Here is an 11,440-nt window from a genome sequence, read left to right as displayed (position 1 = left end):
AGGCGGTTGTCAGAGGGCAGCCGCCTTTTTATTTAAAGACTTTCTTGGTAAGAAGGCACTCCACGCAGTGAGTAATTCATCTCTCACTCTCTAAACTATACGTAAAAACAAGGTATTGCCCAGATGGCTATTCAAAGTACCAACCCCATGACCGGGCTGGTTGAAAAAAATTTTGATGAGTTTATATCCGCGCAGACTTACTCTGCAATTTCCGCTGTACAAAAATCTTTCAGTACATGGAAGCTCAGTTCCATGGAACAACGTTCAGATTGTTTGAGAAATCTTGCTGCACTTCTACGTGAGCGTGCGGACCATTTTGCCGGGCTTATGGCCGCAGAAATGGGTAAACCCCTCAAGTCCGGCAGGGCTGAGGTACTAAAGTCCGCAACGGTTTGTGATTTCTACGCTGACAATGGCGCAGCCATGCTGGAGCCGGAACCAAAGACCGTGGACGGTATGCAGTGTTATGTCGAGTATGCTCCCATGGGTACCGTGCTGGCTGTTATGCCTTGGAATTACCCTGTCTGGCAGGTTTTGCGTATTGCTGTGCCCACTCTTATGGCCGGGAATACTGTACTGTTAAAGCATGCTTCTAACGTACCTCAGTGCGCGTTGGCGCTTGAAGAAGTATTTCGCGATTCAATTTTTCCTGCCAACGTGTTTCGAACTCTGCTCATCGGTGCTGCACAGGTGGAGCATGTTCTTGATGATGATTCCGTGGTGGGCGTCTGCCTGACAGGAAGTGAAGCTGCAGGCCGTATGGTTGCAGCTGCAGCCGGGGCCAGGCTCAAGAAAAGTGTTATGGAACTTGGCGGAAGCGATGCTTTCGTTGTCCTTGCTGATGCTGATCTTGCCAAGGCTGCTGCCATCGGTACTGAGTCTCGCTGCTCCAACGCCGGGCAGGCCTGTATTGCTGCCAAAAGATTCATAGTCCACAGTGATGTTTACGATGAATTTATCGTTAAACTCCAAGAGTGCATGGAAGCAGTTCCCTTGGGAGATCCTATGGATGAAGAAACGGTCATGGGACCCATGGCTTCGTTCCCGTTCCGTGAGGATCTGCAAGCTCAGGTAGATGCTTGTATAAAAGCAGGTGGGCATATTGTAACCGGAGGAGTAATTCCAGAAGGCGAGGGCGCTTTTTATCCCCCGACCATCATCACCGGTGTACTTTTTGAAAGCAAAGCAGGACGTGAGGAATTCTTTGGACCGGTGGCTCTTGTTTTCAAGGCAGAGAGTGAAGAACAGGCCATGGAGATGGCAAATGACAGTAGTTTCGGCCTAGGTGGTTCCGTCTGGACCAGTGATGAGGAAAAGGGCCTACGTCTTGCCCGTCGGATCGAAGCCGGTCTGGTCTATGTAAATGGACGTGTCAGCAGCCGCCCGCCGCTTCCCTTCGGGGGGGTCAAGAATTCCGGTTACGGGCGTGAGTTATCCACTTATGGAATTCGCGAGTTTGTGAACGTGAAGTCTGTTTGTATTGGATAATACTTTTCTGTTCTACCTTATCTTCTGATTGTCATTTTATGCTGATTGATCCGCATACTCTAGGGTTAATAATTCAACCCGGTGGCCCTTTTTGTTCCCCATCAAACTTGTATGAGGTGATTACCTCTGTTTCCGAGAGGACATTGAGAAACTGGTTCAACGGCAAAACTATGCCTAGGCCTGCACGCATTGACTCGGTAATGGGCGAACTGTCGTCGGCATTTGAGATGGATAAGGAGACTGCCCTTGATTTATTTGAGTCTATAAAAGACAGGCCGTGGGCAAATGTAGTCACCCCATTTAAGCTTGGGTATGGGGTAAATTATCCTTACGATTATGACTATTTTGCCGAAATGATATGCAGTGTTGAAGACGTTTGTTATCAGGCTGCCGAAGCCAGAGAGCGTGGCAAAAAAGACTGGATGAATTGTTTGCGTGAGTCAGATCTTCCTGATGATTTCTTTGGGGAATACTATCGTCCGGCGTGGGAAAGAATTGGAAACAAGCCGATATTTAAAAATAAAAAATTGCTCCTGCACCCAAATTCTGCTGCCCTTTTCCTATCCTTGTCACTCTTTTTGCTCTCTGCTTTTGATGTTGCATGGGGTTACGGTAATGCAAGAGTTCGTGGCTACCCAATATATATGCCTCTTCTTGGCGGACGGTCAGTTTTGTGGTTCCATAATTTTCTTCCTGATTATTCCGGGGGAAAAGTCGATTTGCCCATGAAGCGATACATCAGATTTATAATGCGTTGTCTCAAAGTTACCAGTATTAGAGAATTATCTAGTATCTTACCTTCCCTAACGAAATTACAGTGCGAAAAAGATATTTCAAGTCAAAAAAGACAGATTTTTGCTTGGATGAAAGGCGATCCGTTCCCTTCTTGGGAGACAATTATCATGATTAGGGATACTTTTTTTTGTAAAGACGATAGGTTGCTTATTGATTATGGGGTCACACGTTTTTTGCACACCTGCTTTGACAGTATTAGAAAAATGGATGTGCCTAGTTTATTTGAGAATGATGCCGAGCTTGTCACTGTTTTTCAAAGTCAATATTCAAAGTGGCAGAATTATCACGAGCTTAATTATGTGAAGTGGTTTGGTGACAAGGTTCGCAATCGGCCTTGTCACCAAAACTGAATTTATTTTTCTTTTTTCTGTTTTCTCTCTGGTTGCATCTGTTTGCCACGGTTACCGTGAACTTGGGAATACTGGCGGTTTGTTCCCTTTGTCCCTTTGTTAGGGTTAGGCATGTTTGCTTCATTATCTACCGGTTTAATTTTTTTTTTAGTTCTCTTTGCCATGACTGTCTCCTTTTTCGCCTTCGGCATAATTGCTCCGGCGTGTTGAGGAGATAGTTCCACAAAAGTTTTTTTTAGGGGAGTGACTGTAAACGGAAATTTTGTCTTTAGATTACAAATTCTGCAGCAGCAATTCTCGTGCTTTCTTCTCATCCAGCTTAACACCGGTCCACAAACGGAACTGCTCCAATCCTTGATGGACAAACATTTCTATTCCGTGAATTACGGTACATCCTTTTGCCTTGGCTTCCTTAATGAAAACAGTCTCCATAGGATTGTAGACCAGATCAAAGACAATGGTGTTTTCGTCCTGATTATCCATGATCATGGGGTTGATCTCTTCAAATTTTCCGGACATGCCCAGCGCAGTTGAATTCACGATAAGATCGAAGTGCTGATCACCGCGAGCTTCCCAATCAATAGCTGATATTTTGAATTCAGCGGCTAGGTCATCTGCTTTGGATTTGGTGCGGTTGGTAATAAATATTTCTTTGATGCCCAATGATTTTAACCCTGTGATCGCAGCGCGAGCAGCTCCGCCTGCCCCGATCAAAAGGGCTTTTTGAACCTGATCAGAATATGGGCGGAGCGGTTCGGATACTCCTGCAGCATCAGTGTTGTCGCCCACTATTTTATCACCCTCCCAATAGAGGGTGTTTACCGCTCCAACTGATTTTGCGCGTTCGGTTAGTTGATCAATGTAGTCCATTACGGAAATTTTGTGAGGAATGGTAATACTTGCCCCTGAAATCGGCAGATTTCTGAAAGTCTGCATAAAACTTTCAACCTTCTCAGGTTCAGTGGGCCAAGCCATGTAGACTGCAGGGATTTTGTGTTCCGCAAAGCCCCAATTGTGCAAAAGGGGACTCATGGTATGTCCAAGTGGGTGTCCGATTATTCCGAAAAGCTTTTCAGGCTTGAATACTTCCATATTTCGCTCCTGAAGACGTTTGTGGTCTTTTGTAAAGAATAGGTCGTTTTTTTGAAATAAAATGCTTAAAATTAATGATAAAATTTTAAGAAATATTTAAAGGCAGGATTTTTGTGTTTGAATAGTTAGAATTATAAATAAGCTTTGATTGAATCAAGCACATTTTGCCGTTCAACTCGGCGTAGCCTTAATAAATGTTTTTGAAGAGTCCAGATAAACTTTTTCCAAAAAGTTACTTGGTACCGCCGTCCCCGCCGCCGGAGGCAAAATATCTTAAATAAATAGTGCGAAGCGTATCAAAAATAAATGCCCCCTGCGAATATTTGCAGGGGGCATTTAGAGTGTGCTTACTTAAATAGCAGCAGCGCCTTCTTTGAGTGCTTCTGCGTTTTTGGGGATGAGATGGTGGTAGTGAGCGGAGATCACGTTTTCGAGGGAGTCGATGACTGCCTGCAGGTCCATGATCCCGGTTGCTTTGATGAAAGCACCGAGTGCAACCATGTTTGCCATGCGGGTATTGCCGAGCTTGTCGGCAATATCATTGCAGGGCACCATGTAAGATTTGATGCGTTTGGTGTCCACCAGTTCTTCATCAATGAGTGATGAGTTGACGATCTGGATACCATCATCCATGAGCATTGGTTGGAATTTATCCAGTGAAGGACGGTTCATGATAATCAGGCTGTGCGGACTGCGGATGATTGGTGAACCGATTTCATCCTCGGAGAGAACTACGGTGCAGTTGGCGGTACCGCCGCGCATTTCAGGCCCGTATACCGGAATGTAGGTTACATTGAGTCCGGCATTCATGCCTGAGTATGCCAGCAGGTTACCGATGAGCATAACGCCCTGTCCGCCGAATCCGGCAATGATGCTGTCGAGGTATTTGCTCATCTTAGTCCTCCGCGGTTACATCTTTATATACACCCAGAGGGAAGTAAGGGATCATTTCATTTTCGATCCTTTCATTCGCCTGAATGGGAGTCATTCTCCAGTTGGTGGGACAGGTTGCAAGCAGCTCGATAAAACCGAAGCCGAGTCCCTGCTGCTGCACTTCAAAAGCTTTTTTCATTGCTTTCTTGGCGTTGCGAATGTTCTTCACATTGTTCAGAGCTACGCGTGCGGCATATGCGGTACCACCAAGAGAGGCAATGATTTCAGCCATCTTGATGGGCATACCTTCCTTGTCCGGATTACGCCCGGCAGGAGAGGTTGTAGTTTTCTGGCCTTCCATGGTGGTGGGGGCCATCTGTCCGCCTGTCATACCGTAAACAGTGTTGTTTACGAAGATAATGGAGACTTTTTCACCGCGGTTTGCGCAGTGCATAATTTCAGCCATACCGATTGATGCAAGGTCGCCGTCACCCTGATAGGAGAGTACAAACTTGTCACCGCGGGCTCTTTTGACTCCTGTGGCAACTGCCGGGGCGCGGCCGTGAGGCGCTTCCACGCTGTCCACGTTCAGGTAGTTGTAGAGGAATACGGAACAGCCAATTGAGGTGACCAGAAGTGTGTTTTCGGTCAAGCCCATTTCGGAGAGCAGTTCACCAGCAAGTCTGTGGGCGATACCGTGCTGGCAGCCGGGACAGTAGTGGGTGGGAACGTCTACAATAGCGTCGGCCTTGTCAAAGGCCAGAATTTCTTGTTCGCTCATATCTATTTCCCTCCAAGGCTTTTGAGGATGGGTTCCTCGAAATCGTCGGGGGTGGGCAGGTTTCCGGGCATGAAGCCGAAGAAATCACTGTCGGTAATGGTACGGATGGAAAGACGTACGTCTTCAACCATCTGACCGAGGTTATGTTCAATGGTCAGGAATTTCTTACCCTGCTTGGCAAGCTTATTCAGCTCTTCTGAAGGGAAAGGGTAGAGGGTGATGGGACGGAACAGTCCGACCTTGTGACCCTGTGCACGCAATTTGCGGACGGTGCTTTTTACGATACGTCCGATGGAACCGTAGGCAACTACGATGAGTTCTGCATCTTCTGTTTCGAAAAGTTCCTGCTTGGTGAACTTGGCCATGTCGTTATATTTGGCCTGCAGAGACAGGTTGTGTTCTGCGAGGGAACCTTCGGTGAGGAAAAGTGACTTGATGATGCGGTGATCACGGCCTTTGGCTCCTTCAATGCGCCACTCGGCTCCTTCCTCAGCTGATTTGGATTCCGGGGTCCAGGTTATGACCGGTTCTTTCATCTGTCCGACGATGGCATCACCGAGAATCATGACCGGGTTACGGTACTTGAACGCGAGGTCGAATGCCTCGATGACAAGATCATAGCATTCCTGACAGGTTCCGGGAGCAAGAACGAGGGTGCGGTAGTCACCGTGTCCGCCGCCTTTTGTGGCCTGAAAATAGTCGCCCTGACTGGGACCGATGTCGCCGAGTCCCGGTCCGCCACGGTTCATGTTGACGATGACTGCGGGGAGCTGGCTGCCTGCAAGGTAGGATATTGCTTCCTGTTTTAGGGAAATGCCGGGACTGGAAGAAGAGGTCATGCAGCGGGTGCCTGTAGCAGCTGCACCTATGAGCATGTTTGCTGCGGCAACTTCACTTTCGGCCTGAACGAATTCACCGCCGACTTTGGGCAGTTCTGCGGACATGTATTCCGGAATATCGTTCTGGGGTGTGATGGGGTAGCCAAAGTAGCACTTGAGTCCGGCTGCAATAGCGCCTCGGGAGATAGCCTCGTTGCCTTTGATGAAAAGCTTTTCGCCGTTCTTAGCCATACTATTCTCCTTTGGCCTTTTTGGTTCTGTATACCCGGATAGCGATATCCGGACAGATCAGCGCACAGGAAGTACATCCGGTACACTTTTCCATATCCTCAGCCGCGACTTCAGCAACTTTGTAACCGTGCTGGTTGAATCGGTCGGATTGCCTTATGATTTGCTTTGGACAGACGGTTGTACAGAGCAGACAGCCCTTGCACCGTTCATCCAAAAATTCTACTCGTGACATCCTAAACTCCTGTTACCGTGGACAGAAAAGCCCGTTATATCAACGGGCTGGGACCATTAGAGTCTTTATTATCTCGAAAACGACACACCCTTCAGATGTGTATGCTGTAAAACAACGTATAATTATTTGCGTTGAGGTGCAAATTTTTCCGTCAAAACTACGTCCAAATGTAATTTGTAACTTATTTTATATACATTGAATCCCCGTAGGAAAAGAACCTGAACTCATTTTTAACCGCTTCAGAGTAGGCCTTTAAAACATTTTCCCTACCGGCGAGAGCGGAAATCATAATGACAAGAGACGATTCCGGCAAATGGAAATTGGTAATCATGCGATCAACCACTTTGAATTCAAAGCCGGGATAGATAAAGATATTGGTCTCGCCCTTGAATTCGCAGATTTCTCCGGCTTGCTGAAAAGCACCTTCAAGAGTGCGTGCGGAGGTGGTCCCCACGGCAATAACCGGGCGTCCTTCCTGTTTGGCTTTGATTACTGCGGCAGCGGTTTCTTTAGGGATTTCAATGTATTCACTGTGCATTTCATGATCACGTATATCTTCAGCCCGGACAGGGCTGAACGTTCCGTAGCCAACGTATAAAGTAACTTCAGCCCGTTTAATATTTTGGGCTTTCAGTTTTTCATTGATTTCCTCGGAGAAATGCAGTCCGGCAGTAGGAGCAGCCACTGATCCGGCTTTTTCATCGCAGGCATAAAGTGTCTGGTAACGTTCATTGTCAGTTTCATCTGCAGCACGTCTGATATAGGGGGGCAGTGGAATCTTACCGCATTCCTCAAATATTTTTTTAAGATCACCCGTCCACTGCAGCTCAACTTCGGAAAGTCCGAATTTACCTTTGCCCAGTACGTTAAGCTTCAGCCCGCCATCAAAGAAAATTTCGTCACCGGGCTTGGGACCCTTTGAGGCCCGGAGAAGTCCGCGGGCCTGGGCTTTGAAACCACCGGGTACCTCTTCGGCTTTTATTAAAGGTAGGGGGGTCAGCAGCAGAAATTCCACCCGTCCACCGGTAGGTTTTTTGCCGAATATACGTGCCGGGACGACTTTAGAATTGTTAGCCACCAGCAGGGCGCCTTCCGGGAGCAGATCCACAATGTCGGTGAAATTTTTTATTTCGGTTTCACCGCTTTTCTGATCAAGGACCATCAGCTTAGAACCGTGGCGCATTACTGCGGGGCATTGTGCTATCTGCTGTTCAGGTAGTTCAAAGTCGTAGCTTTTAAGGAAAAAGTCTTCTGTGTTTATGTTCATTTTTTCGGTTTTCATTATTGATGATAATCTGGTAAGAATCTTTACAGCAGACACCTTCAAGGTCTATGAATGCTGTGTTTGTTCTTTGATTGTCCGGTCAAACAAGCCTGTTTGATTGTCACGTTGATCACCAAATCCGGATTTGATTATGAAATGGTTGTCAGTAGCTGAAATATCCAAGATTACGATGATCCCTGCTCCCACTGCGAGGCGCTATGCTTCGCTGTTCAAGGATTTTCTTTCAAGTAAAAAAATGGGCCGGGTTACCAAGTACCCCGAATCCGCTGTAGAAATCTTCAAGCGTATCGTCACCTTATATAATGAAGGGATGGTCACCACGGAAATTGAGCAGCAGCTCCGATCCGAATTTCCCCGCACTATTGAGATCAGCCCCTCTGAGCGCGGCGTACCGGCCCAACCGGCCATGAATATTCAGGCTGAGTTGAGCGGAGCTTTTGCCGATATGATGGACAAGATGAGCAAGTCACTTGAAGTGATTGCCGATCAGAAGTCAATCATTGAAGAGCAGCGTGAAGATATTTACAAGCTCAAAAAAGCTTTTGTTCTTCTTGCCCGCAGTCAAAAAAAAATCAAGGCTTTGCCGCAGCTGGATATCAAATCCATCACTGAAGAATATGGTGAACGCACCAATGCCCTGGAGCAGAAAGACATAGAGCTTGAGGAAGCGACTACTGAATTAGCTCAGGAAAACACTAACTTGAAGCATAAGCTTGAGATTATGGAAGCTGAGCTTATTCGTTTACGTAAAGACCGTCGTGAAATGGAAAATTATTTTACGGATAAGATTAAACGTCTGAACGGTTGATTTTACTTTTAGTTGAATTGATTTTTTGCCCTCATGGCTGTAGAAAAAGTCTAGATGATGCGGGGGGGCTGCTGTTGTTGATTGTACCTGCGTCTGATTTGAGTGACAAATCAAGTCCAGCCCGGCTGGTCTGTATTTCAATATGCGTCGGCATAAAATCGGAGGAATAGATATGCGTACTTATTTTAAAATGTTTCTTGTTTCCATGATCTTTGTGGGCCTTACCGGTTGTCTGGCCGTAACTAACAAATCTTCTGAAGAACCGGTCGTAGCCACATCTGGCGCCACCGAAAGTTATGAGGAATTTGTTCCTTACACTGAATTTGACGACATTGCCGTTCCCAATGAACTGAGCCGCGAACCTGATCAGTCTTTTGTTGCCGACCGCAAAAATTTTAAATATGGCAAGATTGTTCTTAAGGGCCGCGTTGAAAACCAGTCCCTCATTGATTTCTTCAAGAACCAGATGGCTAAAGACAACTGGAATCTTGAAAGTGCACTTACCTCGACTTTTTCCCAGCTGACTTTTGTAAAACCTTACAAAAGTTGTACCATAAGGATCATGGACGGTTCTTATAATACTGAAGTTGAGATCTATGCAGTAGAACTTAAAGCTGATGCCGTACCCAGTTCCGGTGGGCTTCAGGAAAACAATATACAATAATGAACGAACATCTGAATTTTGACTGTTTTTTAGGGAAACGCATCCATCTCGGTGTCAGCGGGTCCATCGCGGCTTACAAGTCATTGGACTTACTGCGTATGTTTCGAAAGGCCGGGATTGAAGTAAGTGTTACACTTACTTCCGGTGCGCAGGAATTTATCAGGGGCCTCAGTTATGAGGCCCTTGGTGCTTTCAAGGTCTGGGAAAAAATGTTTCCTACATTAGACGATACCTTTGGTCATCTTGAGCCGGGACAGGCCGCAGATGCCCTGCTTGTTGCCCCGGCAACGGCTTCGGTTCTTGCCCGTATGGCTCACGGACTTGCTGATGACATGCTTTCCTGTCAGGCCTTGGCTTTCAAAGGTCCGAAATTGGTGGCCCCGGCCATGAATCCTGCCATGTGGGATGCTCCGGCAACTCGGGAGAATTGCCGCATACTAGCGGAAAGAGGCGTTGAATTCATCGGGCCTGATTGCGGCGATGTCGCCTGTGGTGATCATGGTCGGGGACGTCTTGCTACCCTTGAATCCATTTATGCCCAATGTTTACGTGCTGTTTCTCCGAATGACATGAGCGGTAAGCACGTGTTGATCACTCTGGGGCCTACCCGTGAAAAATGGGATGCGGTCCGCTTCTGGTCCAATCCTTCTTCCGGTCTGATGGGAGCCTGTATTGCCATGGCTGCTTGGCTGCGCGGTGCCAAGGTCACTGTTGTCTCCGGGCCGGTTAAGTGGTGGTTTCCTGCTGATATTAATGTGATCAAAGTTGAATCTGCTCAGCAGATGTTTGATGCCGCCACAGAGGTTTGGCCCTCTTGTACCACCGGGTGTTTTACCGCTGCGGTTGCTGACTTCAAGCCGATCCCCCATGGTGAAAGTAAATTTAAAAAGGCAGGAAGTGATGCACTGCGGGTTGAGTTTGAAACCAACCCGGACATTCTTAAGACCATCGGTTCCATGAAAAAGGATGGACAGCAGCTGATCGGGTTTGCTGCAGAGACTTCCAATATTGAGGAAGCAGCCAGGGGTAAGCTTGAACGCAAGAATCTTGACCTGATTTGTGCTAATCCTATCAATAAGCCCGGTGCAGGATTTGAGTCTTGCACCAATTCTGTTTATGTACTGGACAGGGCAGGGCGGTCTGAGGAATGGCCTGATCTACCTAAAACTGAAATAGCGTGGCGTATATGGGATCTCCTTCTGCAGAATTAAACGTACTTGAAAGTGCCAGGCCGTGGTATCAGAACGGCTTGCAGTATGTTTTCAAAGATGCACTGCCCGGTATCGAGGAACTCGAAAAACCGGCTCGGCAGCGTATGGGTGCTCCAGCGCAAAGCAGGCAGCAGGTACAGCGCAATCCGCAACAAGCAGCGCAGCAACCATCTCCTGCACAACATTCTGCTGTGGTCAGGAAAACCCAATCAGCTCCCCCGCAGAATCAGCAGCGGCCTTCTTTTGACCGTACCCCTCCGGCAAAGCCGTCGCGTATCCCTGATACGCGTAAATCACCGATCCAGCCCAAGGTTAATTTCCCTGATCCTGAGTCTTGGCCTGCTCCATGGTCCACTCTTGCGGGCCGCATCAGCCCTCGGGTTCAGATTTTTTGGACTTATGCACAATTGGGTCAGGATCTTTCCGGTCAGGCAGATGCAGAGCGGCGTAAGCTCTTTCAGTCCCTGATCAGTTATATGGGCCTGCCTAAAGGAGCGATTTCATTTTGGCCCTGCACCTCTTGGAATGGCAGCGATTTCGAAAACAAATCCGAAATTTTCTGGAAAGGTGTAGAGTCCTACGGAGTCAAGTTCATAGCCAGTTTCGGAGATCAGACCCGCTCTATAATTGCCCCTGATGCTCCAGCGTCTTCAGCATCAGTTCATATCAACGGGGTGCAGATGCTTATGCTTCAGGACCCTGACTTTCTGAAGACCCTTCCTCCTGACGAGCAGCAACTTCTTTGTATCTCGTTATTGCGCTTGCCGCTTTTCTGATGTTTCCAAATATGT

The 11,440-nt window shown here is 47.4% G+C and carries 13 protein-coding genes; 6 read left to right on the top strand and 7 right to left on the bottom strand.

Annotation, left to right across the window (positions count from 1 at the left end):
* Positions 1-123: 123 nt before the first annotated feature.
* On the top strand, positions 124-1,488 hold the full coding sequence (locus ACKU41_RS11990) for an NAD-dependent succinate-semialdehyde dehydrogenase (protein ID WP_321401073.1): 1,365 nt from the start codon (positions 124-126) through the stop codon (positions 1,486-1,488).
* A 143-nt stretch (positions 1,489-1,631) separates the two neighbouring features.
* The gene (locus ACKU41_RS11985) at positions 1,632-2,633 is read left to right on the top strand and encodes a hypothetical protein (RefSeq protein WP_321401065.1); all 1,002 of its coding nucleotides are present in this window, start codon (positions 1,632-1,634) and stop codon (positions 2,631-2,633) included.
* A 2-nt stretch (positions 2,634-2,635) separates the two neighbouring features.
* Here the strand turns inward: ACKU41_RS11985 and ACKU41_RS11980 are convergent, their stop codons facing one another.
* The 7 genes from ACKU41_RS11980 to queA all read right to left on the bottom strand — a co-directional run bounded on the left by ACKU41_RS11980 (position 2,636) and on the right by queA (position 7,948).
* Positions 2,636-2,797, bottom strand: a complete 162-nt coding sequence (locus ACKU41_RS11980) for a hypothetical protein (RefSeq protein WP_321401061.1) — start codon at positions 2,795-2,797, stop codon at positions 2,636-2,638.
* Positions 2,798-2,906: 109 nt separating this feature from the next.
* Positions 2,907-3,725, bottom strand: a complete 819-nt coding sequence (gene aroE, locus ACKU41_RS11975) for a shikimate dehydrogenase (protein WP_321401054.1) — start codon at positions 3,723-3,725, stop codon at positions 2,907-2,909.
* A 351-nt stretch (positions 3,726-4,076) separates the two neighbouring features.
* Positions 4,077-4,619 (bottom strand): 2-oxoacid:acceptor oxidoreductase family protein, encoded by a 543-nt coding sequence (locus ACKU41_RS11970; RefSeq protein WP_319777607.1) that lies wholly within the window; start codon positions 4,617-4,619, stop codon positions 4,077-4,079.
* A 1-nt stretch (position 4,620) separates the two neighbouring features.
* Entirely contained in the window at positions 4,621-5,379 is a 759-nt protein-coding gene (locus ACKU41_RS11965) for a thiamine pyrophosphate-dependent enzyme (protein WP_319777606.1), read from the bottom strand.
* Positions 5,380-5,381: 2 nt separating this feature from the next.
* On the bottom strand, positions 5,382-6,449 hold the full coding sequence (locus ACKU41_RS11960) for a 3-methyl-2-oxobutanoate dehydrogenase subunit VorB (protein ID WP_319777605.1): 1,068 nt from the start codon (positions 6,447-6,449) through the stop codon (positions 5,382-5,384).
* Position 6,450: 1 nt separating this feature from the next.
* Entirely contained in the window at positions 6,451-6,681 is a 231-nt protein-coding gene (locus ACKU41_RS11955; protein ID WP_319777604.1) for a 4Fe-4S binding protein, read from the bottom strand.
* A 181-nt stretch (positions 6,682-6,862) separates the two neighbouring features.
* The gene (queA, locus tag ACKU41_RS11950) at positions 6,863-7,948 is read right to left on the bottom strand and encodes a tRNA preQ1(34) S-adenosylmethionine ribosyltransferase-isomerase QueA (protein WP_321401030.1); all 1,086 of its coding nucleotides are present in this window, start codon (positions 7,946-7,948) and stop codon (positions 6,863-6,865) included.
* A 148-nt stretch (positions 7,949-8,096) separates the two neighbouring features.
* Here queA and ACKU41_RS11945 point away from each other — a divergent pair, with 148 nt between their 5' ends.
* The 4 genes from ACKU41_RS11945 to ACKU41_RS11930 all read left to right on the top strand — a co-directional run bounded on the left by ACKU41_RS11945 (position 8,097) and on the right by ACKU41_RS11930 (position 11,425).
* Entirely contained in the window at positions 8,097-8,774 is a 678-nt protein-coding gene (locus ACKU41_RS11945) for a hypothetical protein (RefSeq protein WP_319777602.1), read from the top strand.
* Between the two features lie 172 nt (positions 8,775-8,946).
* Complete coding sequence (locus ACKU41_RS11940; protein ID WP_319777601.1) at positions 8,947-9,438, top strand: hypothetical protein; 492 nt, start codon at positions 8,947-8,949, stop codon at positions 9,436-9,438.
* Positions 9,438-10,649 carry a bifunctional phosphopantothenoylcysteine decarboxylase/phosphopantothenate--cysteine ligase CoaBC gene (gene coaBC, locus ACKU41_RS11935; RefSeq protein ID WP_321401016.1) on the top strand — a complete coding sequence of 404 codons (1,212 nt, stop codon included), beginning with the start codon at positions 9,438-9,440 and terminating at the stop codon, positions 10,647-10,649. The genes ACKU41_RS11940 and coaBC overlap by 1 nt, the downstream gene beginning before the upstream one ends.
* On the top strand, positions 10,625-11,425 hold the full coding sequence (locus tag ACKU41_RS11930) for a hypothetical protein (protein WP_321401014.1): 801 nt from the start codon (positions 10,625-10,627) through the stop codon (positions 11,423-11,425). The genes coaBC and ACKU41_RS11930 overlap by 25 nt, the downstream gene beginning before the upstream one ends.
* Positions 11,426-11,440 lie beyond the last annotated feature (15 nt).

Source organism: Maridesulfovibrio sp. (assembly GCF_963678865.1).
Taxonomy (GTDB): Bacteria; Desulfobacterota; Desulfovibrionia; order Desulfovibrionales; family Desulfovibrionaceae; genus Maridesulfovibrio.
The sequence above is the reverse complement of the archived record's forward strand: the minus strand, read 5'-3'. Positions and strand labels throughout refer to the sequence as shown.